This is a genomic window from Priestia sp. P5, assembly GCF_029522155.1.
Lineage (GTDB): Bacteria > Bacillota > Bacilli > Bacillales > Bacillaceae_H > Priestia > Priestia megaterium_E.
Map to the genome: position 1 here is coordinate 162013 of NZ_JAKWFJ010000001.1, position 22648 is coordinate 184660.

The following is a 22648-nucleotide window of genomic DNA, read 5'->3' on the forward strand; positions in this document are numbered from 1 at the left end:
GATGTGGATTTCCACATCTCTTATTTTTTAGCTAATTTTAAAGCTTTTTCTGTATTAGCAAAATGAATTTTAGCTAAAGAGTTCAGCGCATTCAAGCCATGTTTTTTAATGATTTTAGCAGCGGCGATATCAACTTGTGCGCCAGCTCCGCGAGGAATAACCATCCCGGTCTTTTCCGTCAGCAAATCCATTTGTTTTAAAAATGCGTATCTGGCAATAATGGAAGCAGCAGCTACAGATAAATGAACGCTCTCTCCTTTTGTGCTGAAAAAGACATTTTCTTTGATAATTTCTTTTTCCTTTACCACATGTTTATAATAGGTGTTTTTTTCGACAAACTGGTCAATTAAAATGGCATCGGGTTTTTCAGGGTCTAATTTTTTTAACACGTTGGATAAAGCTTTGTTGTGTAACAGAGCTTTCATTTTACCTTGTGACATGCCTTTTTCTTGAAATGCATTATACTTTTCGTTATGTAAAACAAGCAAACTATAGGGAATAAACGAAACAAGCTGCTTGGCAATTTCAATGATCTTAGCATCCGTTAACTCTTTTGAATCTCGTACTCCTAATTCTTTTAACAAAGGAAGCTGCTCTTTTTGAACATAGGCAGCAACTACGGTCATAGGACCAAAATAATCTCCCGTCCCTACCTCGTCAGAACCGATGACCGATAGTGAGCTGAAGTTTGATGGGAGGTGTGAGACAGGAGCCTTTTTCGCAGCATCTAAAGGGCCTCCCCACTTAGCCGCTTCTGTTTCAGCTTCTTTTCCTTGAAAAAGTACTTTTCCAGAGCGGTACGCAGTGATAGAACAGCCGGGAGTTTTAGCTGCAAAAATACTTCCCTGCGGAAGTTTGGGCTGTAGATAGGATGTGTAATGAAGCTTCATTTTAGCTATTTGATCAGCTGATACCTTAATAACAGCATGTGACATAATGCTTCACTCCTTTCGGGGTATTTTAGTTTACTTTATAAGCACTATCCCTTATGATAGCTTAAATATAGATATGTTTCCATTGAAGTCTTCTTCGTGGTATGATAGGGATTAGGATTTTTCGTGGAACGGAGGATTTTCTCGTGTCAAGACAAGATAAAACACGTGCGACAGTTGACATCTTTGGTCAGCAGTACAGCATCGTCGGTAGCGAAAGTACAAGCCATATTCGACTTGTCGCCTCTATAGTGGATGAAAAAATGCGTGAAATCAGTACTAAAAACCCTTCTTTAGATATCAATAAATTAGCAGTATTAACAGCTGTGAATGCTGTACACGAATATATAAAACTGAAAGAAGACTATGAGAGACTTGAACAAAAACTTTATGGAAAAGAGGAATGACTGAGTCAATGCTTAATATCATTTTAATTATATTGCTTCTTTTAGGCTTTGTAACAGGTCTTAAAAGAGGATTTATTTTGCAGCTCATTCATATTGTCAGTTTTGCGGTTTCGTTTATCGTCGCTTATATGTTTAGTGGAGATTTGGCAAGCCGACTTCGCTTGCTGATTCCGTTTCCGGACAATATTCAGCAGCAAAGTGTCGCATCGTTTGTATTTGATTCTGGAACGATAGAAGACGCTTTTTATCGAATGATTGCATTTGCGATTTTATTTTTTGCTACTCACATTGTACTTCGCCTTGCAGGCTCTGTCTTAACGGCTTTAACCGAACTGCCAATTCTGCGCCAGTTAAATAAATGGGGCGGAGGTGCACTTGGATTCGTTGAAGTGTATATCATCGTTTTTATTTTGTTATACATTGGAGCCGTGATTCCTGTAAGTGAAATTCAAACGCCAATTCAACAGTCTTCAATTGCAATCAATATCGTACAAAATACTCCATACTTATCGTCTGCGATTCAAGATTTGTGGACTCAGTATGGTGTAATGTAATGAAATTACAATAGTTTGTTGAGAGGGTGTGTCGAAAGTGTCATAATACTTTTGAGATACCCTCTTTTTTTATCGCAGTCTGATCTGCGGTTTTCACGAGGATAAAAGTATGTCTAGATGAAAATTTGAGAGAGTACATATGTCACTCATCATGTTTTTGAAAGTTTCGTTATTATAATAATAGGCTGGTGAAAAGAGATGAATAAAAAGGATATTATTAAATTGTTAGAAACAATTGCTACATATATGGAATTAAAAGGAGATAACCCTTTTAAAATTTCTGCTTTTCGAAAAGCAGCTGCAGCGCTAGAAACGGACGAGAGAACGCTGACAGAGATTGAGGATTTTACTAAGCTCCAAGGGATTGGAAAAGGAACGGCTGCCGTCATTACAGAGTATATGGAAACAAATGAGTCAAGCGTATTAGAAGAACTAAAGCAAGAAGTTCCTGAAGGACTTATTCCTTTGCTTAAGCTGCCGGGGCTTGGGGGTAAAAAAATTGCTAAATTATATAAAGAGCTAGATATTCGAGATATGGAATCACTGCATCAGGCTTGTATGGAAAATCGAGTGCAGGAACTAAGCGGTTTTGCCAAAAAGACAGAAGAGAAAATCATCGCTGCTATCGAAGAATTTGGAAAGCGTCCTGATCGTTTGCCTCTTGCTTTTATGCTTCCAATAGCGGACGAAATTTTAGAAGCCCTTAAACAGATGCATAGCATTGAGCGTTTTTCTCAAGCAGGGAGCATTCGCCGCATGAGGGAAACCGTAAAAGATCTTGATTTTATTATTTCAACAGCTGAGCCTCATGCTGTCCGTGAACAGCTAGTATCGCTGCCAAATGTGAAGGATATCATTGCAAATGGAGATACAAAAGTATCGGTAACGTTAGCCTATGAGTACGATGTGTCTGTGGATTTTCGTCTTGTAGAAGATAAAGCGTTTGCCACAACGCTTCACCATTTTACAGGATCAAAAGATCATAATGTGCGTATGCGTCAATTAGCAAAAGAACGCGGTGAAAAAATTAGCGAGTATGGCGTTGAAAATGCGGAGACAGGCGAAGTCATGACTTTTGAGTCTGAACAAGCATTCTATGAACATTTTGGGCTGTCTTTTATTCCGCCGGAACTTCGTGAAGATGGAACGGAAGTAGATGCATTTATAAAACCTCAAACGCTTGTGACCTACGGTGCGGTAAAAGGTGATTTGCATATGCACTCCACGTGGAGCGACGGGGCGTATTCAATTGGAGAAATGGCGGAAGCATGTCGTGCACGAGGCTATGAGTACATGGCGATTACAGACCATTCTCAGTATTTAAAAGTAGCCAACGGTCTAACGCCTGAACGCATTCGTAAACAGCGTGAAGAAATTAATCGTTTAAACGCACAGTTCGATGATTTTACAATACTAGCAGGAATTGAAATGGATATTTTGCCTGATGCAAAACTTGATTATGATGATGAAGTGCTAGCTGAGCTAGATTTTGTTATTGCGTCCATTCACTCTAGTTTTTCGCAATCACGCGAAGAAATTATGAATCGCTTAAAGCAAGCGTTAAACAATGTGCATGTAGATTTAATCGCTCATCCGACCGGTCGTTTGATTGGTCGCCGCAACGGATATGATGTAGATATTGATATGCTGATTGAATTAGCTAAAGAAACAAAAACGGCTCTTGAACTAAACGCGAACCCAAACCGTTTAGATTTAGCCGCTGAGCACATAAAAAAAGCCCAAGAGGCAGGAGTTAAAATTGCTATTAATACAGATGCTCACAATCTAGACATGCTAGAGCATATGGAGATTGGAATATCTACGGGAATTAAAGGCTGGCTTAAACCAGAAACGGTATTAAATACGTATAGCCTCAAAGAATTAACCGCCTTTTTAAATCGACATAAATAAGCAACAGGAGGAATCAGTTTTGCAATCACGTATTTTTCATGTACTAGAGTTTAATAAAGTTAAGGAACAGCTTCAGAAAAAAGTAGCTTCTTCTTTAGGCCGAGAAAAAGTAGCGAATTTGATTCCCTCGACTCAGTATGAAGAAGTAGTTAAATGGCAGGAAGCAACAGATGAAGCTACAACCGTGCTGCGATTGCGTGGCAACGTACCGCTAGGGGGCATTTTTGACGTTCGACCTAGCGTGAAGCGCGCTGAAATTGGGGGAACGCTAAGCTCTAATGAACTTCTTGATGTAGCAAGCACTATTTATGCTGCAAGACAAGTCAAGCAATTTATTGAGCAAGTAGTGGAAGACGAAGATTTACAGCTTCCAATTATAACTGAACATATCGAAAAACTAATGCCTCTTCCTGAGGTAGAACAAACAATTAAAATGAGCATTGATGAGAATGGTACAGTGCTAGACGGTGCAAGCGACCAGCTAAGAGGCATTCGTCAAAAACTTCGCACAACGGAGTCTCGTATTCGCGAAAAGCTAGAAAGTCTTATTCGCTCCTCGTCTGCTCAAAAAATGTTGTCAGATGCGATTGTTACCATTCGAAACGAACGTTTTGTTATTCCTGTTAAGCAAGAGTATCGCAGTGCGTATGGAGGCATTGTGCACGATCAGTCTTCATCTGGAGCAACTTTATTTATTGAGCCTCAGGCGATTGTGACGTTAAACAATGAGCTTCAAGAAGCAAAAGTAAAAGAAAAACAAGAAATTGAGCGTATTCTCATTGCTTTAACCGTTCAGGTAGCGGAAGTGGCAAATGAACTCCGTCAAAACGTGTATCTGTTAGGTGAGCTGGACTTCATGTTTGCTAAAGGACGCTATAGCCATGAGCTAAAAGCTTCAAAACCTAAAATGAACGACCGAGGCTATATTAAGTTAGTGAAGGCAAAACATCCTCTTATTGCACAGGAAGACGTCGTTGCGAATGATATTGAGCTAGGTGATCAATATACGTCTATCGTTATTACGGGACCAAATACCGGCGGTAAAACCGTAACGTTAAAAACACTTGGATTATTTACGTTAATGGCTCAAGCAGGTTTGCAGATTCCTGCGCTGGATGGATCGGAAATGGCTGTGTTTAAACACGTATTTGCTGATATTGGAGATGAGCAGTCCATTGAACAAAGTCTGAGTACCTTTTCATCTCATATGGTCAACATTGTAGATATTTTACAAAAAGTAGATCATGAAAGTCTGGTCTTGTTTGATGAATTGGGAGCAGGAACAGATCCCCAAGAAGGTGCAGCGCTTGCGATTTCGATTTTAGATCAAGTATATGAAAGAGGCGCTCGCGTAGTTGCGACTACTCACTATCCTGAATTAAAAGCGTACGGCTATAACCGTGAAGGAGTGGTAAATGCTAGCGTAGAGTTCGATATTGAAACATTGAGCCCTACTTACAAGCTGCTGATTGGTGTACCGGGTCGAAGCAATGCTTTTGAAATTTCAAAACGTTTAGGTTTAAGTGCAGAAGTAATTGAACGTGCCAAAGGCTATATTGGCTCAGAAACAAATAAAGTAGAAAATATGATCGCCTCTCTTGAAGATAGCCGCCGTCAATCTGAACATGAGCTAGAAGAAGCTGAACAGCTAAGAAAAGAGGCTCAGAAGCTTCATAAGGAATTACAGAGTCAGATTATTGAGTTTAATGAAAAACGAGATAAGCTGTACGAAAAAGCTGAAGAAAAAGCTCAAGCCACAGTTCAAGCAGCATCTGAAGAAGCAGAGAAAATCATTAGCGATTTGCGTAAAATGAGTCAAAAAAATCATGCGCTTGTAAAAGAGCATGAATTGATTGAAGCGCGTAAGCGTCTAGAAGATGCAGTTCCAACTCTTGAAAAAAGTAAAAAGAAACCGGCTGCGCCGAAAAAACAAGAGCGCACTCTTCAAGCTGGAGATGAAGTGAAAGTCTTAAGCTGGGGACAAAAAGGAACGCTTGTGGAACGAGTAAGCAATAATGAATGGCAAGTGCAAATGGGGATCATGAAAATGAAGGTGAAAGAAAAAGATCTCGAATATATCAGTTCCCCAAAACCTGTAGAAACAAAGCCGCTTGCTACGGTAAAAGGAAAAGATTATCATGTAAATCTAGAACTGGATTTAAGAGGAGAGCGCTATGAAAATGCGCTGATTCGAGTTGAAAAATATATTGATGATGCTTTGTTAGCCAACTATCCGCGCGTTTCGATTATCCACGGTAAAGGAACTGGAGCTCTTCGTAAAGGTGTACAGGAATATTTGAAAAATCATCGTTCTGTTAAAAATATTCGTTTCGGAGAAGCTTCTGAAGGAGGTTCTGGCGTTACGGTTGTGGAATTTAAGTAAAAGAATGCTGAAATAAAGGTGTCAGTCGATGCGCTGAACAAGCATATATGAAGATGGAAAATCCGACATGGCTCATGAACTATGTTGGGTTTTCTATCTCTTTTAAGAACGATGCAAGTAAAGGAAAGAGATCTGTCAGTTCATTACGTGGAGTGTAATATAAATTAGGAGTGATGCAAAAATGAGGGATTTTTGGAAAGACCCGTATATTGAATCCGCCGCTTATTACAGCGTGGTTGTCTTGAGCATTGTCGTCTTTCTTGTTGTGTTTGAGCTCGTTACTAAGTATAAGAATTGGGAAGAGATTCAAAAAGGAAATATGGCTGTTGCGATGGCAACAGGTGGGAAAATATTTGGATTAGCTAATATTTTTCGCTATTCGATTGAGCATAACGACAATTTGTTAAGAATGCTAGGATGGGGAATATATGGGTTTGTTCTTTTACTAGTCAGCTATTTTATTTTCGAATTTTTGACGCCAAAATTTCGAATCGATGATGAAATTGAACAAGATAACAGAGCCGTGGGGTTTATTTCACTTGTTATTTCAATCGGTATGTCCTATGTAATAGGAGCAGGGATAGGATAGGAGAGAGTCATGGAGAAGTTAGCGAAAATTTTACTCGTTTTATGCGGAGTGTTTATGCTTATTGGTCTTATCTATTTATCTATATAGCTTTTCCTAACAATGTGATGACAGCAAAAAAGCTGACCTTAAAGCAGGTCAGCTTTTTTAATGATTACTTCCATACGTCTTCAGCAATTGAAATCACGTGCTTTACTTTATCCCACTGCTGCTCTTCAGTAAGTAAATTCCCTTCTTCTGTAGAAGCAAATCCGCACTGGGGACTTAAACAAATTTGATCAAGAGAAACAAATTCTGCCGCTTCAGCAATTCGTTTTTTCACTGCTTCAGGATCTTCTAAATCTCCAAATTTTGATGTGATAAGACCAAGGACAATCTGAAGATCATCTCGCTTTACATGTCGAAGAGGTTCGAATCCTCCTGAGCGTTCATCATCAAATTCTAAAAATAGTCCATCTACGTTTAACTGACTGAAAATAGCTTTTGACGCATTTTCATATCCGCCGCTTGCTGTATAAGTAGACTGGAAATTCCCTCTGCAAATATGCATTGTAATGACCATATCATCTGGCTTATACGCAATGGATTCATTGATCGCATCCGTAAAACGTTTCAGTAATTCTTGGGGCGTGAAACCTTTTGAAGCGATTTGTTCTTGTCCTTTTTCTGAGAAAAAGACTGCCCACGCAGTATCATCTAATTGTAAATAGCGGCATCCGGCATCATAAAATGCTTGAATGGCTTTTTGATACGTTTTAACTAAATCAGCAAAAAATACATCCGTATCCGAGTAAGCAGACTCTTCAATATGACCTCTGAAAAACAGCATATTAGGACTTGGAATGGTGAACTTAGCTACGTGTTCTTTTCCAGCAGCTTGATGAAGAAATTTATAATCTTCAATCATAGGGTGGTGATTAAAATCTAGTTTTCCAGTCACTTTTATACCGTGAGCTTTTGTTTGGACCCCGTGAAACTGAATTCCCGACTCTGCTTCGTAAAGTTCTACACCAACAAGTTCTGACAGAAAATCAAAGTGCCACCACGCACGGCGAAACTCACCGTCTGTGACTGCTTTTAATCCAATTTGTTTTTGCTTTTCTACGAGATTACGAATTTCTTCATCTTCAATTGCTCGAAGCTGTTTCTTTGTCATTTCCCCGTTTTCCACTTGTAATCGTGCTTGCTTGATACGCTCGGGACGCAAAAAGCTTCCAACGTGATCTGCTTTGAACGGTCCTTTAGTCAATGTTGTTATCAATTCATACAGCTCCTTAAAAAAAATCTAATTTTTATTATATACAAAAAATTCGGATAATGTACAGGGGTAAATCCAATTTTTATTTATTACGCTGCAGGATGAAAGAGTGATTAGGCAGGAAAGAGAACATTCAATAACGATTGCATCTAAAAAAAGAATGAACTATAATTTTAATTAGAAAATTCTAATTTTTTATTTTTTGAGGGAGAGGATACGTGTGGAATCCACCGAAAAGATATGGCTTTCTCAATATCCGGATGAAATACCTGCTACGCTTCATTATGAACAAAAAAATTTAGCACAGCTTTTTGAAGAAGCAGTTCAAAAGGATCCTAAAAAAAGCGCAATCTATTTTCTAGGGAAAAAAATGACGTTTTCCCAGCTGCATCAAGATTCTTTGAAACTGTCATCTTACCTTATTGAACTGGGATTAAAAAGAGGGGGTAGAGTAGCCATTATGCTTCCGAATTGCCCTCAAGCAGTCATTTCCTTTTACGCTGTTCTTCTTGCCGGAGGAGTGGTCGTTCAAACAAACCCTTTGTATACGGAAAGAGAGTTAGAGTATCAGCTTAATGATTCAGAAGCAACCATGATTATTGCACTCGATTTGCTATATCCGCGTGTAGTAAAAATGAAAGCGTTAACAAAGATAAAGCATGTAGTCATCACCTCTATTCAAGATTATCTCCCATTTCCCAAAAACATAATGTATCCATTTATTCAGCGCAAGCAGCAGAAGATAAGCGTGAATGTGAGTCATACGGAAACTACTCATTTATTTAAACGTATTATAAATGAATCTTCTCCAGCAGTATGTAACGCTGAGGAAATTTCAGACGAAGATATCGCGATTTTACAATACACCGGGGGAACAACAGGTTTTCCAAAAGGAGTCATGCTTACTCATAAAAACTTGGTAGCCAATGCAACGATGTGTTCACATTGGTTGTACCGCTGCAGGCATGGAGAAGAAAAAGTGCTTGGAATTATCCCGTTTTTTCACGTGTATGGTTTAACAACGGTTCTCGTTCTATCTGTTTTGCAAAACTACGAGATGGTGCTTCTGCCTAAATTTGATGCAAAAACGACGCTCAAAACCATTCATAAGCAGCAGCCTACTTTATTTCCAGGTGCTCCAACAATTTACATTGCATTATTAAATCATCCTGATTTAGCAAAATACAACCTATCTTCCATTGATTCATGTATGAGCGGTTCGGCTCCACTTCCTGTGGAAGTGCAGGAGCAGTTTGAAAAGCTCACTGGAGGTAAACTAGTGGAAGGATACGGTTTAACAGAAACCTCTCCTGTTACTCATGCTAATTTTCTTTGGGAAGAGAGAATACCAGGAAGCATTGGAGTGCCTTGGCCAGACACAGATGCCAAAATTCTTTCGTTTGAAACAGGTAAAGAAGCTGCTGTAAGCGAAGTAGGAGAGATTGCGGTTAAAGGTCCTCAGGTCATGAAAGGATATTGGAAGCAGCCTGAAGAAACGGCGGCTGTTATGCGAGACGGATGGTTGCTAACAGGTGATGTTGGCTATATGGATGATAAAGGTTATTTTTATGTAGTAGACCGAAAGAAAGATATTATTATTGCCGGGGGATATAATATCTATCCTCGAGAAGTTGAAGAAGTATTATACGAGCATGAAAAAATTCAAGAAGCTGTAGTAGTAGGTGTTCCTGACCCATATAGAGGAGAAACGGTGAAGGCTTACATTGTATTAAAAAATGGTGTAAGATGTACTGAAGAAGAGTTAAATGAGTTTTCCAGAAAGTATTTAGCTGCTTATAAAGTTCCGCGCTTTTATGAATTTCGAAATGAGCTTCCCAAAACAGCGGTCGGTAAGATTCTGCGACGAGCGCTGATTGATGAAGAAAATGAAAAGCATAAAAAGGCGACGTAATCGATCGTCGCCTTTGATTTTTTTACTGAAACATAATTGACAGATACTTGCGGTTTCTTTATTATAAAGATATGAATGAATAATCATTCATATTTTAAAGGAGCGTATAAGATTGAGAAGAAATAAGCCAAAGTATAAACAGATTATCGATGCAGCTGTAGTAGTAATAGCAGAAAACGGATACCACAATGCTCAGGTTTCTAAAATTGCTAAGCAGGCTGGAGTTGCAGACGGTACGATATATTTATATTTTAAAAACAAAGAAGATGTCTTGATTTCCTTGTTTCAAGAGAAGATGGGGCAATTTGTAGAAAAAATTTATGAAGAACTGGCGGGAATTGAAACCGCGGCAGAAAAACTTCATGTGTTAATTGACAAACATTTTTCGTTTCTAGCGGAGGATCATCATTTAGCTACAGTGACACAGCTCGAACTGCGTCAATCGAACAAAGATCTAAGATTGAAAATTAACGATGTATTAAAAGATTATCTGACTCTCATTGATTCTATTTTGCAGACAGGAATCGAAACGGGTGAGTTTTCTGAAAATATAGATATTCGTCTTGCGCGACAGATGATTTTTGGAACGATTGATGAAACTGTCACAACATGGGTAATGAACGATCATCGATATGGTCTAATAGAATCGGTAGATAAAGTCCATTCCCTGCTGTTAAACGGCTGCAGCGGCTCATAATCGTAAGTGAGCCTGCTGCTCCCCTGCGAGGGGAAAAGCGCAAGGTAATGAAAATAGAAAGAAAGGGTGGCGCAAACAAATGGAGATTATCCAGGTTGAAACTGTTGATGCAATAAGCTTCATTACGTTGAATAGACAACCTGCTAATGCTTTGTCTCAAGATTTGTTAAAAGATCTTTCAAGTGTTTTGAAACATTTGGAAGATAGTAAAGAGACAAGGGTTATCGTTATTAAAGGTGAAGGGAAATTCTTTTGTGCCGGAGCTGATATAAAAGAATTCACATCACTTCAGCAGGAAAAAGAATACGAGAAGCTTGCTGTTAACGGTCAAGAGCTATTTGAGTATATTGAAAATTACCCAAAACCAGTGATTGCAGCTATTCATGGAGCTGCTTTAGGCGGAGGATTGGAGCTTGCTATGAGCTGCCATATCCGTTTGGTAACGGAAAATGCTAAGTTGGGCTTGCCTGAGCTTCAGTTAGGAATTATACCAGGGTTTGGAGGAACTCAGCGATTGCCTCGTTATGTAGGAGTTCATAAGGCTTGTGAGATGATGCTGACAAGTGATCCAATATCCGGAAGCGAGGCAGTGGAGTTAGGATTGGCAAATGCAGCTTTTGAAGAAAGTCAGCTTATCAATGAAACATTTTTACTTGCTAGAAAAATTGCCAAAAAAAGCCCGATCTCTGTTAAAGCTACCTTGCAGCTGCTTCAGCATGTAAAAACAGATGCTTACTACAGCGGCATTAAAAAAGAAGCGCAGTTTTTTGGAAGCGTATTCAAAAGCCGGGATGCTCAAGAAGGCGTAGCCGCTTTTATTGAAAAACGCCAGCCTAAATTTTTAGGAAAATAAGCCTAGGAGGGGAATTGAATGAATATTTATGTGTTAGTGAAAAGAACATTCGATACAGAGGAGAAACTTTCATTAAAAAATGGTCAAATTGTTGAAGATGGGGCTGAATTTATTATTAATCCTTACGATGAGTATGCAGTTGAAGAAGCTATTCAGCTAAAGGAAAAGCATGGCGGGGAGATTACGGTCGTGAGTGTAGGAGGGGAAGAATCAGAAAAAGAACTCCGAACAGCTTTGGCTATGGGAGCAGATAAAGCGGTTTTAATCAATACGGAAGATGACATAGAAGATGGCGATCAGTATACGACTTCTAGGCTGCTGGCACAGTACTTAAAAGAACAATCTCCTGACTTGATTTTGGCAGGAAACGTAGCGATTGACGGAGGTTCGGGCCAAGTAGGACCGCGCGTAGCAGAACAGTTAGAGATCCCTTATATTACGACCATTACAAAATTGGATATCGAAGGCGAAAAAGTGACTGTTGTACGCGATGTGGAAGGTGATTCCGAGGTTATTGAAACGTCGCTTCCTCTTTTAGTAACAGCTCAGCAGGGACTTAACGAACCTCGCTATCCATCTCTTCCAGGGATTATGAAAGCGAAGAAGAAACCGTTGGTTGAAGTGGAATTGGATGATTTAGATTTAGATGAAGATGATGTAGAAGCAAAAACAAAGACTATTGAAATTTATTTGCCTCCGAAAAAAGACGCAGGACGCGTATTACAAGGAGATATAAAAGATCAAGTGATAGAACTGGTCAATTTACTGCATAAGGAAGCAAAAGTCATTTAATAAGTCAAAAGTCAAAACAATGGGGGTATTGCAATGGGACGCAAAGTGTTAGTTCTAGGAGAAGCACGTGATGGGGGATTACGAAACGTATCGTTTGAAGCGATTTCTGCAGCATCTACTGTAGCAGACGGTGGAGAAATTGTTGCAGCGTTAGTAGGAAAGAACGTAAAAGCTTTAAGTGAAGAGCTTATTGCGTACGGAGCGAATAAAGTTGTTGTGACGGAGCATGAAGATTTAGCTGCTTATACATCGGATGGTTACGCTCAGGCGTTATTAGCCATCATTGAAAGTGAACAGCCTGAAGCTATCGTATTTGGCCATACGGCTCTTGGCAAAGACCTAGCGCCAAAACTGGCAGCTCGCTTAGACAAAGGACTTATCTCCGATGTGACGGATGTAGAAGTTGGAGGGGATCAAGTAGTCTTCACCCGCCCAATTTATTCTGGTAAAGCATTTGAAAAGAAAATCATGACCGATGCTTTTACGTTTGTCACGATTCGTCCAAATAATATTTCACCGCTTGCAAAAGACGATGGACGTACAGGTGATGTAGAGGATTTAAATGTTGAAATCAAAAACCTGCGTACAGTTGTAAAAGAAGTTGTACGTAAAGCAACGCAAGGGGTTGATTTATCCGAGGCAAAAGTCGTGATTGCAGGGGGGCGAGGTGTAAAAAGCACGGAAGGTTTTGGACCTCTCCAGGAACTAGCGGACGTATTAAATGGAGCTGTTGGGGCATCTCGCGGAGCATGCGATGCAGATTACTGCGACTATTCCCTTCAGATCGGTCAGACGGGCAAAGTAGTCACACCAGATTTATACATTGCCTGCGGAATCTCGGGAGCTATTCAGCATTTGGCCGGCATGTCAAACTCAAAAATTATTGTTGCCATTAACAAAGATCCTGAGGCGAATATTTTTAAAGTAGCTGATTACGGAATCGTGGGAGATTTATTTGAAGTGGTGCCTCTGCTAACGGAGGAATTTAAAAAGCTGAAAGTACAGTCTGCGTAAATAGTAAAAGAGGCTAGGACAAACGTATTTTTGTTGAAGGAAGATCCGAACGATTAATCGTTCGGATTTTTTCATGGACGTAGTTGCTTTTAGCTGGTGATTGGAGGGCAAGGCGAAGACTCCTGCGGGAAAAGCGGAATAGATGAGACCCCGCAGGAGCGTAAGCGACGAGGAGGCTCATCGGCCGCCCGCGGAAAGCGAAGTCTTGCACGGAAATCAACAGCGGTGGAACAAGTGATTTGTACGAGCTTATTTATCCAATCTGTTCGCTTTTAGATTCGGTTGATTTAGTTAGGTCTCAATCTCTTTTATTACGTAGAAAACGAAATTTTCTACGTATGTTTTTATGTAAATTGTACAAACTAGAGCGGAGAATAAACAGTATAAATGTAAGCAAAAAGTTAGCAAACCTTATTTGAAGGTGATATACTGTGAGTAGAATTTGGATATTGCATATATTTAGGAGGAATTAAAATGGCTATTGCACATGCTACAGATAAAAACTTTACAGATGAAATTAAATCAGGCCTAGTGCTTGTTGACTTTTGGGCACCATGGTGTGGCCCTTGTAAAATGATTGCTCCAGTTCTTGAAGAAATCGATGGCGAACTTAACGATAAAGTTAAAATCGTGAAAGTAGACGTTGATGAAAACCAAGAAACGGCTGGAAAATTTGGTGTTATGAGTATCCCAACTTTAGTATTATTTAAAGATGGAGAGAAAGTTGACCAAGTAGTTGGTTTCCAACCAAAAGAAGCATTAACAGAATTAATTAATAAACACGCGTAAGTCAAAACCTAGCTCAGGCTAGGTTTTTTCTTTTTCTCCACTTTTTCTCTTTTGGGAATACTTTTATTTAGCGAATATGCGTTCGTTTGTTTTATACTAGATGTAGGGAACACCGTCATAAATCCGGCTTATGTGCATGTATTGTAAAGCAGGAAAGAATGTAGGTTACGCTTCATAAGCGAATGTATAGATGGACAGAGTAAGAGAAGAGGAAGGAGAAAAATATGAACGATTATTTAAAAGAAAAGCTGGCTATTTTACCGGATCAGCCCGGCTGCTACTTGATGAAAGATAAATATGGAACGGTCATTTACGTAGGAAAAGCAAAAGTATTAAAAAATCGAGTGCGCTCCTACTTTACCGGATCTCATGACGGAAAGACGCTTCGACTTGTAAACGACATTGTCGATTTTGAGTATATCGTCACATCTTCTAATTTAGAAGCGCTTATTTTAGAAATGAATTTAATTAAAAAGCATGATCCAAAATACAATATCATGCTTAAAGATGATAAGGGTTATCCCTTTATTAAGATTACAGCTGAAAAACAGCCCCGACTTGTCATTACAAGAAAAATAAAAAAAGATAAAGGGAAATACTTCGGTCCTTATCCTAACGTTCAAGCTGCAAATGAAACAAAGCGGCTTCTTGATCGCATTTATCCATTAAGAAAGTGCTCTACCATGCCAGACAGACCTTGTTTGTATTACCATATCGGGCAATGTCTAGCTCCTTGCGTAAAAGAAGTAAAAGAAGAGCAAAACAAACAAATTATTGAAAATATCACGCGGTTTTTAAATGGTGGATATGAGCATGTCAAAACAGAGTTAACTGAAAAAATGTTAAAAGCTTCAGAAGAACTTGACTTTGAACGAGCTAAAGAATATCGAGATCAAATTGCCCATATTGAAGCGACAATGGAAAAGCAAAAAGTAACGTTTAATGATTTTGTTAATCGAGATGTATTTGGCTATTCTTATGACAAAGGCTGGATGTGTGTTCAAGTTTTCTTTATTCGTCAAGGGAAATTAATTGAGCGAGAAGTTTCTATGTTTCCTTTTTATAAAGAGCCAGAAGAAGATTTCTTAACTTTTATCGGTCAGTTTTATGCTAAAAATATTAAGCCAAAAGAAGTGCTGGTTCCAGCAACGATTGATGCAGAGTTGGCTGAAAAATTAGTAGAAGTAGAGGTTCAGCATCCAAAGCGAGGCAAAAAGAAAGAATTAGTAGAACTTGCGTGTAAAAATGCAAAAATTGCGCTCGGTGAAAAATTCTATTTAATTGAACGAGATGAAGAGCGCACGGTTGGCGCAGTTGAACGGTTAGGAGAAGAGCTTGGAATTGCAGCTCCTTACCGCATTGAAGCATTTGATAACTCAAATATTCAAGGGACAGATCCCGTTTCTGCGATGATTGTTTTTGTTGATGGGAAACCAGAAAAGAAAGAGTATCGCAAATATAAAATTAAGACCGTACAGGGACCAGATGACTACAGTTCCATGAGAGAAGTCGTTCGCAGACGGTATTCCAGAGCGTTAAAAGAAGGTCTTCCGCTTCCGGATTTAATTGTTGTAGATGGAGGCAAAGGGCATTTAGCTGCAGTACAGGACGTTCTTGAAAATGAATTGGGACTTTTAGTGCCTACAGCAGGTCTTGTCAAAGATGATAAGCACAGAACCTCCAACCTGATGATTGGTGAGCCTCCTCAAATCATACCGCTCGAACGCAATAGTCAAGAATTTTATTTGCTTCAGCGAATTCAAGATGAAGTTCACCGCTTTGCGATTACCTTCCACCGTCAAGTGCGCTCTAAGTCCGCTTTTCAGTCAGTTCTGGACGACATTTCGGGAGTGGGAGAAAAGCGTAAAAAAGCTTTATTGAAGCATTTTGGTTCGGTGAAAAAATTGAAAGAAGCAACGGTTGAAGATATTCGGAATTCTGGGGTTCCTCAAAACATTGCTGAAAAAATTTATGAAACATTGCAAAAATAGTCTTGAAATAATAGAAAATATTTGATAAGCTATTAACTAATTTCATACGACACTTCATCAAATGAAGTGAAGATAGAGGTGCAAATTTAATCAGTACGTATCAGGAAGGGTATGAGCCCTTATGAATGATGCGGAAAGGGAAATTTGCCGAAGTGAACATTACCTCATAGTAATGATTGCTGGTTCTGCGTTGAATAAACGTAGGATTGTCAAGATGTAGATTCTTGGAGAGCTATCTCACGGCAGTGGACGGTTATGTTTTATAATTTTCGTTCGTTAAGCAATGAGAGCTCATCTCATTGCTTTTTTTATTGTCTGAGTAAAAAAATTTAGCTTCTCATCATCCTGCATATGCAAATTTATTGAAAAGGAATGAACAAAATTATGGCATTAATCGTTCAAAAATTTGGTGGAACATCTGTTGGTTCTGTTGAACGTATTCAACATGTAGCAAACCGTGTTATTCAAGAAGCAGAGCGCGGTAACCAAGTAGTTGTTGTTGTATCGGCAATGGGCAAAACTACAGATGCACTGGTGAAATTAGCAAGTGATATTACGGACAGTCCAAGCAAACGCGAAATGGATATGCTTCTTACAACTGGAGAACAAGTAACGATTTCCCTGTTAACAATGGCTCTTCAATGCAAAGGGCATGAAGCAACTTCGCTAACAGGTTGGCAAGCTGGTATCCGGACGGAAGCAGTTCACAGCAATGCACGAATCCAGCACATTGACACGACTCGTATCCAAAGCCAATTAGATAGAGGTCGAATCGTAGTAGTAGCTGGATTCCAAGGCTGTTCAGAAGATGGAAGCATTACAACATTAGGTCGAGGCGGCTCTGACACGACGGCAGTAGCTCTTGCCGCAGCATTAAAAGCTGCAAAATGTGATATTTATACAGACGTAACAGGAGTATTTACGACAGATCCGCGCTATGTAGAAGATGCTCGTAAGCTTCAATCTATTTCATATGACGAAATGTTAGAATTAGCTAATTTGGGAGCAGGGGTGCTGCATCCGCGCGCTGTTGAGTTTGCAAAAAATTATCAGGTACCGCTAGAAGTGCGTTCAAGCTTAGAAAACGAGAATGGAACGATTGTTGAGGAGGAAGTTTCAATGGAACAAAACTTAGTCGTAAGAGGAATTGCGTTTGAAGATAATATTTCACGAGTGACAATTGAAGGGTTAAACAACGAGTTGCAAACTCTTTCTACTATTTTTACAGCATTAGCAAAAGAACAGTTAAATGTAGATATTATTATTCAAAACGTAACGGCTAATAATCGTCTCTCTATCTCATTTTCTATTAAAACCGTAGACGTAGATGCCGCTCTTGCCGTCTTAAAAGAGTATAAATCTACTTTAGGATATACGCGTATTGAACATGAAAGCGGTCTGGCTAAAGTATCGATTGTCGGCTCCGGCATGATTTCTAATCCAGGCGTTGCAGCGGAAATGTTTGAAGTGCTGGCAGGAGAGAAAATTGAAGTGAAGATGGTCAGCACGTCTGAAATCAAAGTATCTACAGTTGTACCGCACGCTGATATGGTAAAAGCTGTTGAGACGCTTCACGTAGCATTTGAATTAGAAGAGCAGCAGGCAGTGCAAGTATAAAGAAAAGAAAAAGACGTGGTATCTCCACGTCTTTTATATATACATATTTCCTATTTTTTATAACGCTCCGCACGCGTTTCGGTAGGTAAGATATCTTTTCGGTCCCACTGCACGGAAATCAGCACTTTTCCGTTCTTTTCTTTATGTGTTAAGTAGGCTTCTGTTAGGCAGTTGTTTTGACGCTGAATCTGTTCAGCCACAAATCCTGACTCAAGATGAAACGAACAAGTTTCCTGCTGAAATCTTTTGCTGACCACATCACCTGATAACTCAAGCTCTAGTGAATATTTATCTTTTTTTGCAAGCGTCAGTGTTCCCCAGGAAGCTGCTTTAAAAAAAGCGACGATTTCATCCATTGTATTTAACGGGTATTTCCGCGCAAGGTGTTTTCCTGCCCAGTATGAAATGGTATTCGTTTCGTCTCCAAGAAGCTCTGGAATTAACACGTCACGCAAAAGGCTGTATCCGAAATATGAAACGTGATCAAGAGCTCTCTCTGTTTCAGCTGTGACATTAGGTTCTGATGTTTCCATCGTCTCTTCAAGTTCTTGCTGTGATTCTGTTTGTAAATTGCTCATGCTTTCCCCTCTTTCTTTACTACTATTATATACAAATCTAAAAAACCTCTCACGCATTTTTTTAATAAAATGTAAGAGGATCTTTATTATGGTAAAAAGAGTTAGATGTAAAGATGAAAAATCCATAATATACCTTTTAAAAGGGTACTTTTACCTGTGTAAATGTTTTGTGAACTTGTTTACAATAAAAGTATAAAGTAAACGCTTACTTATTTGTGGCAAGCAATATTATAATAGAAAGAAAAAATCTGTAACATCAATATAGTAAGCGTTAACAAATATAAAATTTTATAAATTTATATTTTATAGAAGATTTAAACATCTTGCCTTGACGCTCTTAATCGATGGGAGTAAAATTAACCTGTCACATACTTTATTAGGAAATGCAAAGGTTTTCATTTCCTGTATTCACGATTAATCTATTTGTCTAGTGGGAGTAAGAAAGTTCTTCACAAACTATGTTCATTTAACTAAGGGGGGTCTACGCAGATGGCGGCAAACAGAGAGTTTCAATATCGGAGAATCCATTCATTACTTGGGGTAATACCAATCGGGATTTTCTTAACACAGCATTTAGTTGTGAATCATTTCGCGACAAAGGGAGAAGAATCATTTAATCAAGCAGCTCACTTCATGGAGAGCTTACCTTTCCGCTATGCTCTAGAAATTTTCATTATTTTCTTACCAATCGTTTTTCACGCAATATACGGTCTTTACATCGCATTCACTGCTAAAACAAACGTTAACAACTATGGGTTTTTCCGTAACTGGATGTTTATCCTTCAGCGTGTTTCAGGTGTAATCACACTTATCTTCATCACATGGCACGTATGGGAAACCAGAATACAAGCTGCGCTTGGAAAAGAAGTAGATTTTCAAATGATGGAACGAATTTTAAGCAACCCGGCAATGCTTGCATTCTACATAGTTGGTGTTGTATCTACGATCTTCCACTTTGCAAACGGTCTATGGTCATTTGGAGTTAGCTGGGGGTTAACTGTAACACCACGTTCTCAAAGAATTTCAACTTATGTGACATTAGCAATCTTCTTAGCACTTACATTTGTAGGTGTTCGTACATTATTCGCATTTGCATAAAATTAAGGTTTTGAAGGAGTGGGGTTCCGATGAGTAACGGAAAAATCATCGTAGTCGGTGGCGGTTTAGCTGGCTTGATGGCAACAATAAAAATTGCTGAGTCTGGCAAGCAAGTAGATTTATTTTCACTAGTTCCGGTAAAAAGATCTCACTCAGTTTGCGCGCAAGGTGGAATCAACGGAGCCGTAAATACGAAAGGTGAAGGGGATTCACCATGGGAACACTTTGATGACACAGTGTACGGCGGAGACTTTTTAGCCAACCAGCCACCTGTAAAAGCAATGTGTGAAGCAGCTCCTGGTATTATTCACTTACTTGACCGCATGGGTGTTATGTTTAACCGTACTCCTGAGGGTTTGTTAGACTTCAGACGATTTGGCGGGACGCAGCATCACCGTACGGCTTTTGCTGGAGCAACAACGGGTCAACAATTATTGTACGCATTAGATGAGCAGGTTCGTCGCTATGAAGTTGCCGGACTTGTGACAAAGTACGAAGGATGGGAATTCTTAGGTGCTGTTCTTGACGATGAGCGCAGCTGTCGCGGAATTTCTGCACAGAATTTAAAATCAATGGAAATTAAAACGTTCCCAGCTGACGCGGTCATTATGGCTACAGGTGGACCTGGAATTGTTTTTGGAAAATCGACGAACTCAGTTATTAATACAGGTTCAGCAGCATCTATCGTGTATCAGCAAGGTGCATACTATTCAAACGGAGAGTTTATTCAAATTCATCCAACTGCTATCCCAGGAGATGATAAGCTTCGTCTTATGAGTGAATCTGCTCGTGGAGAAGGCGGACGCGTTTGGACATATAAAGACGGTAAACCTTGGTATTTCTTAGAGGAAAAATATCCTGCATACGGTAACTTAGTACCTCGTGATATTGCAACTCGTGAAATTTTTGACGTCTGCGTAGCGCAGAAGTTAGGAATTAACGGAGAGAACATGGTTTATCTGGACCTTTCACATAAAGATCCAAAAGAGTTAGACATTAAACTTGGAGGTATCATCGAAATCTACGAAAAATTCATGGGCGATGATCCGCGCAAGGTACCAATGAAAATTTTCCCAGCCGTACACTATTCAATGGGCGGTTTATGGGTGGATTACGATCAAATGACAAATATTCCTGGCTTATTCGCAGCTGGTGAGTGTGATTATTCACAGCACGGAGCGAACCGTTTAGGAGCAAACTCATTATTATCAGCTATTTATGGTGGTATGGTTGCCGGTCCTAAAGCGGTTGAATACATCAATGGTTTGGAAAAAAGCGCAGATGCTATTTCTTCAAGCGTATATGATCGTCATGTGAAAGAAGAAGAAGAAAAATGGAACAATATCATGAATCTTCAAGGTACAGAAAATGCATACGTTCTTCATAAAGAGCTAGGGGAATGGATGACTGACAACGTGACAGTCGTACGATACAATGACAAACTGTTAAAAACAGATGAAAAGATTCAAGAATTAATTGAACGCTATGATCGTATTAACATTAATGACACGGCTAAATGGAGTAATCAAGCGGCAACATTTACTCGTCAGCTTCAAAACATGCTTCAGCTTTCACGTGTTGTAACGCTAGGAGCTTACAATCGTAACGAAAGTCGCGGTGCTCATTATAAGCCGGATTTCCCAGATCGTAACGATGAAGAATTCTTAAAAACAACAATGGCATCTTTTGTCGATAAGAAAACGGCTCCTTCTTTCCATTATGAAGAGGTTGACGTATCGTTAATCAAACCGCGTAAGCGCGACTACACAAAGAAAAAAGATGAAAAACCAAAAAAACAACAAGAGGGGGTTCGTTAATCAATGAGTGAACAACAAACAGTCCAAAAGACAGTGCGCTTCATTATTACACGTCAAGATTCAGCTGAATCTGCTCCTTACAATCAGGAGTTTGAAATTCCGTATCGTCCGAATATGAACGTTATTTCAGCACTGATGGAAATCAGACGTAACCCTGTTGATGCTTCAGGTAAAGAGGTTGCTCCGATAAACTGGGAAATGAACTGTTTAGAGGAAGTATGTGGAGCCTGTTCAATGGTCATCAACGGTAAACCTCGTCAGTCATGTACAGCTCTTGTTGATAAATTAGAACAGCCAATTCGCTTACAGCCAATGAAAACATTTCCTGTGGTTCGTGATTTGCAAGTGGACCGCAGCCGTATGTTTGATTCACTAAAAAAAGTAAAAGCCTGGGTTCCAATCGATGGCACATACGATTTAGGTCCAGGACCGCGTATGCCTGAAAAGAAACGTCAGTGGGCGTATGAGTTATCCAAATGTATGACATGTGGCGTTTGCTTGGAAGCTTGTCCAAATGTAAACGATAAGTCAAACTTCATCGGTCCAGCACCGCTTTCTCAAGTTCGCTTGTTTAATGCCCATCCAACCGGTGCGTTAAATAAAGGAGAACGTTTAGAGACGATTATGGGTGATGGAGGACTAGCGAACTGCGGGAACTCTCAAAACTGCGTTCAATCATGCCCAAAAGGAATTCCATTGACTACTTCAATCGCAGCTTTGAACCGCGATACAACAATTCAAGCATTCAGAAGTTTCTTTGGTAGCGATCAAGTATAATCACTCAAAACCTCTCCAAGCGGAGAGGTTTTATTTTGTCTATGACGAACGGAGGAAATACAGATGAATAATATTTCGTATATTGAAGACATGGATCATTGGAAAGAGTCATTTTCATTTAAGCAGGAGATCAAGGTAAGATTTTCTGAAACAGATATGTTTGGACATTTAAATAATACGGTCCCTTTTGTTTATTTTGAACAAATACGTACGGAATTCTTTCACCATATTGGCTTTATGCAAAAGTGGACGAGTGAGCATGAGGGAACGATACCGGTGGTGGCTGATTTGCAGTGCGATTATGTCAAACAAGTGTATTTTGGCAACGTGCTATCTGTTTTTGTAAAAGCTCATAGAATTGGACGTTCGTCGGTTGATTTACACTATATGATTCAAAATGAGCAAAGAGAGGTTGTACTCACGGGGAGAGGAACAATGGTGCAAATTTCTAAAGAAACAGGAAAAAGCGTGCCTTGGGATGAAGAGATGAAAAGGTGTTTATCAACTATATGAAAATGGCTTGAAGGCTCTTTCTTCAGGCTTTTTTCTTTTTTAAAGGTAAAAAAGAGTTTTTTACATATTTTTTCTAAAACTAGTAACCGCGTAGGCATACCGCACATAAGATATGTTGACTAAATTTACACCCATCCGATAGTTCAACTCAGGATCAGGCAAGGAGGGT

At 39.4% G+C, this 22648-nt stretch carries 21 protein-coding genes and 1 riboswitch; of the genes, 18 read left to right on the plus strand and 3 right to left on the minus strand.

From position 1 onward, the window contains the following. Nucleotides 1-20 precede the first annotated feature (20 nt). Nucleotides 21-935 carry a ribonuclease HIII gene (gene rnhC / locus MMB69_RS00805; protein ID WP_221784661.1) on the minus strand — a complete coding sequence of 305 codons (915 nt, stop codon included), beginning with the start codon at nt 933-935 and terminating at the stop codon, nt 21-23. 143 nt (nt 936-1078) lie between these two features. On the opposite strand from rnhC, the gene zapA reads away from it, so the two are divergent. The 5 genes from zapA to MMB69_RS00830 all read left to right on the plus strand — a co-directional run bounded on the left by zapA (nt 1079) and on the right by MMB69_RS00830 (nt 6776). Then, nucleotides 1079-1339 carry a cell division protein ZapA gene (gene zapA, locus MMB69_RS00810; RefSeq protein WP_013059415.1) on the plus strand — a complete coding sequence of 87 codons (261 nt, stop codon included), beginning with the start codon at nt 1079-1081 and terminating at the stop codon, nt 1337-1339. Next, nucleotides 1336-1893: a CvpA family protein gene (locus MMB69_RS00815; protein ID WP_014458067.1), complete on the plus strand. Its 558-nt coding sequence runs from the start codon at nt 1336-1338 to the stop codon at nt 1891-1893. The genes zapA and MMB69_RS00815 overlap by 4 nt, the downstream gene beginning before the upstream one ends. 198 nt (nt 1894-2091) lie before the next feature. Next, nucleotides 2092-3804, plus strand: a complete 1713-nt coding sequence (polX, locus tag MMB69_RS00820; RefSeq protein WP_277447023.1) for a DNA polymerase/3'-5' exonuclease PolX — start codon at nt 2092-2094, stop codon at nt 3802-3804. A gap of 19 nt (nt 3805-3823) precedes the next feature. Beyond that, complete coding sequence (locus MMB69_RS00825) at nt 3824-6187, plus strand: endonuclease MutS2 (RefSeq protein ID WP_269871110.1); 2364 nt, start codon at nt 3824-3826, stop codon at nt 6185-6187. Nucleotides 6188-6368: 181 nt separating this feature from the next. Continuing rightward, a complete protein-coding gene (locus MMB69_RS00830; protein ID WP_013059411.1) occupies nt 6369-6776 on the plus strand; it encodes a DUF350 domain-containing protein in 408 nt (135 codons plus the stop codon). 151 nt (nt 6777-6927) lie between these two features. On the opposite strand, the gene MMB69_RS00835 is transcribed toward MMB69_RS00830, so the two are convergent. Then, complete coding sequence (locus MMB69_RS00835) at nt 6928-8034, minus strand: 5-methyltetrahydropteroyltriglutamate--homocysteine S-methyltransferase (protein ID WP_221784658.1); 1107 nt, start codon at nt 8032-8034, stop codon at nt 6928-6930. 217 nt (nt 8035-8251) lie between these two features. On the opposite strand from MMB69_RS00835, the gene MMB69_RS00840 reads away from it, so the two are divergent. The 9 genes from MMB69_RS00840 to MMB69_RS00880 all read left to right on the plus strand — a co-directional run bounded on the left by MMB69_RS00840 (nt 8252) and on the right by MMB69_RS00880 (nt 17696). Then, nucleotides 8252-9943, plus strand: a complete 1692-nt coding sequence (locus tag MMB69_RS00840) for an AMP-binding protein (RefSeq protein WP_277447024.1) — start codon at nt 8252-8254, stop codon at nt 9941-9943. A gap of 112 nt (nt 9944-10055) precedes the next feature. Next, nucleotides 10056-10640: a TetR/AcrR family transcriptional regulator gene (locus MMB69_RS00845; protein ID WP_013059408.1), complete on the plus strand. Its 585-nt coding sequence runs from the start codon at nt 10056-10058 to the stop codon at nt 10638-10640. 79 nt (nt 10641-10719) lie between these two features. Then, entirely contained in the window at nt 10720-11493 is a 774-nt protein-coding gene (locus MMB69_RS00850; RefSeq protein ID WP_013059407.1) for an enoyl-CoA hydratase, read from the plus strand. Between the two features lie 18 nt (nt 11494-11511). Further along, the gene (locus MMB69_RS00855) at nt 11512-12285 is read left to right on the plus strand and encodes an electron transfer flavoprotein subunit beta/FixA family protein (protein WP_097824658.1); all 774 of its coding nucleotides are present in this window, start codon (nt 11512-11514) and stop codon (nt 12283-12285) included. Nucleotides 12286-12318: 33 nt separating this feature from the next. Further along, nucleotides 12319-13299, plus strand: coding sequence for an electron transfer flavoprotein subunit alpha/FixB family protein (locus MMB69_RS00860; protein ID WP_028410542.1), 981 nt, complete (start codon nt 12319-12321; stop codon nt 13297-13299). A gap of 96 nt (nt 13300-13395) precedes the next feature. Further along, nucleotides 13396-13575, plus strand: coding sequence for a hypothetical protein (locus tag MMB69_RS00865; RefSeq protein WP_221784655.1), 180 nt, complete (start codon nt 13396-13398; stop codon nt 13573-13575). A 198-nt stretch (nt 13576-13773) separates the two neighbouring features. Next, the gene (gene trxA / locus MMB69_RS00870) at nt 13774-14088 is read left to right on the plus strand and encodes a thioredoxin (RefSeq protein ID WP_013059404.1); all 315 of its coding nucleotides are present in this window, start codon (nt 13774-13776) and stop codon (nt 14086-14088) included. A 224-nt stretch (nt 14089-14312) separates the two neighbouring features. Then, the gene (uvrC, locus tag MMB69_RS00875) at nt 14313-16079 is read left to right on the plus strand and encodes an excinuclease ABC subunit UvrC (RefSeq protein ID WP_269871107.1); all 1767 of its coding nucleotides are present in this window, start codon (nt 14313-14315) and stop codon (nt 16077-16079) included. 65 nt (nt 16080-16144) lie between these two features. Beyond that, nucleotides 16145-16322: riboswitch (Lysine riboswitch) on the plus strand. A gap of 141 nt (nt 16323-16463) precedes the next feature. Next, nucleotides 16464-17696: an aspartate kinase gene (locus MMB69_RS00880; protein WP_277447025.1), complete on the plus strand. Its 1233-nt coding sequence runs from the start codon at nt 16464-16466 to the stop codon at nt 17694-17696. 50 nt (nt 17697-17746) lie between these two features. Here the strand turns inward: MMB69_RS00880 and MMB69_RS00885 are convergent, their stop codons facing one another. Continuing rightward, the gene (locus MMB69_RS00885) at nt 17747-18274 is read right to left on the minus strand and encodes a YslB family protein (RefSeq protein WP_074677719.1); all 528 of its coding nucleotides are present in this window, start codon (nt 18272-18274) and stop codon (nt 17747-17749) included. A gap of 489 nt (nt 18275-18763) precedes the next feature. On the opposite strand from MMB69_RS00885, the gene MMB69_RS00890 reads away from it, so the two are divergent. The 4 genes from MMB69_RS00890 (at nt 18764) to MMB69_RS00905 (ending at nt 22479) form a co-directional block, all read left to right on the plus strand. Continuing rightward, the gene (locus MMB69_RS00890; protein ID WP_013059400.1) at nt 18764-19372 is read left to right on the plus strand and encodes a succinate dehydrogenase cytochrome b558 subunit; all 609 of its coding nucleotides are present in this window, start codon (nt 18764-18766) and stop codon (nt 19370-19372) included. 29 nt (nt 19373-19401) lie between these two features. Next, a complete protein-coding gene (gene sdhA / locus MMB69_RS00895; protein ID WP_013059399.1) occupies nt 19402-21189 on the plus strand; it encodes a succinate dehydrogenase flavoprotein subunit in 1788 nt (595 codons plus the stop codon). 3 nt (nt 21190-21192) lie between these two features. Next, entirely contained in the window at nt 21193-21966 is a 774-nt protein-coding gene (gene sdhB, locus MMB69_RS00900; RefSeq protein WP_013059398.1) for a succinate dehydrogenase iron-sulfur subunit, read from the plus strand. Nucleotides 21967-22029: 63 nt separating this feature from the next. Then, nucleotides 22030-22479, plus strand: a complete 450-nt coding sequence (locus tag MMB69_RS00905) for an acyl-CoA thioesterase (RefSeq protein WP_221784652.1) — start codon at nt 22030-22032, stop codon at nt 22477-22479. The last annotated feature ends 169 nt before the right edge of the window (nt 22480-22648 follow it).

Bases quoted from the DNA above. Each gene is read 5' to 3' on its own strand.
- rnhC (WP_221784661.1), bottom strand. From the start codon at position 935: ATGTCACATGCTGTTATTAAGGTATCAGCTGATCAAATAGCTAAAATG.
- MMB69_RS00815 (WP_014458067.1), top strand. From the start codon at position 1,336: ATGACTGAGTCAATGCTTAATATCATTTTAATTATATTGCTTCTTTTA.
- polX (WP_277447023.1), top strand. From the start codon at position 2,092: ATGAATAAAAAGGATATTATTAAATTGTTAGAAACAATTGCTACATAT.
- MMB69_RS00830 (WP_013059411.1), top strand. From the start codon at position 6,369: ATGAGGGATTTTTGGAAAGACCCGTATATTGAATCCGCCGCTTATTAC.
- MMB69_RS00850 (WP_013059407.1), top strand. From the start codon at position 10,720: ATGGAGATTATCCAGGTTGAAACTGTTGATGCAATAAGCTTCATTACG.
- MMB69_RS00855 (WP_097824658.1), top strand. From the start codon at position 11,512: ATGAATATTTATGTGTTAGTGAAAAGAACATTCGATACAGAGGAGAAA.
- MMB69_RS00860 (WP_028410542.1), top strand. From the start codon at position 12,319: ATGGGACGCAAAGTGTTAGTTCTAGGAGAAGCACGTGATGGGGGATTA.
- trxA (WP_013059404.1), top strand. From the start codon at position 13,774: ATGGCTATTGCACATGCTACAGATAAAAACTTTACAGATGAAATTAAA.
- uvrC (WP_269871107.1), top strand. From the start codon at position 14,313: ATGAACGATTATTTAAAAGAAAAGCTGGCTATTTTACCGGATCAGCCC.
- MMB69_RS00880 (WP_277447025.1), top strand. From the start codon at position 16,464: ATGGCATTAATCGTTCAAAAATTTGGTGGAACATCTGTTGGTTCTGTT.
- MMB69_RS00885 (WP_074677719.1), bottom strand. From the start codon at position 18,274: ATGAGCAATTTACAAACAGAATCACAGCAAGAACTTGAAGAGACGATG.
- MMB69_RS00890 (WP_013059400.1), top strand. From the start codon at position 18,764: ATGGCGGCAAACAGAGAGTTTCAATATCGGAGAATCCATTCATTACTT.
- sdhA (WP_013059399.1), top strand. From the start codon at position 19,402: ATGAGTAACGGAAAAATCATCGTAGTCGGTGGCGGTTTAGCTGGCTTG.
- sdhB (WP_013059398.1), top strand. From the start codon at position 21,193: ATGAGTGAACAACAAACAGTCCAAAAGACAGTGCGCTTCATTATTACA.
- MMB69_RS00905 (WP_221784652.1), top strand. From the start codon at position 22,030: ATGAATAATATTTCGTATATTGAAGACATGGATCATTGGAAAGAGTCA.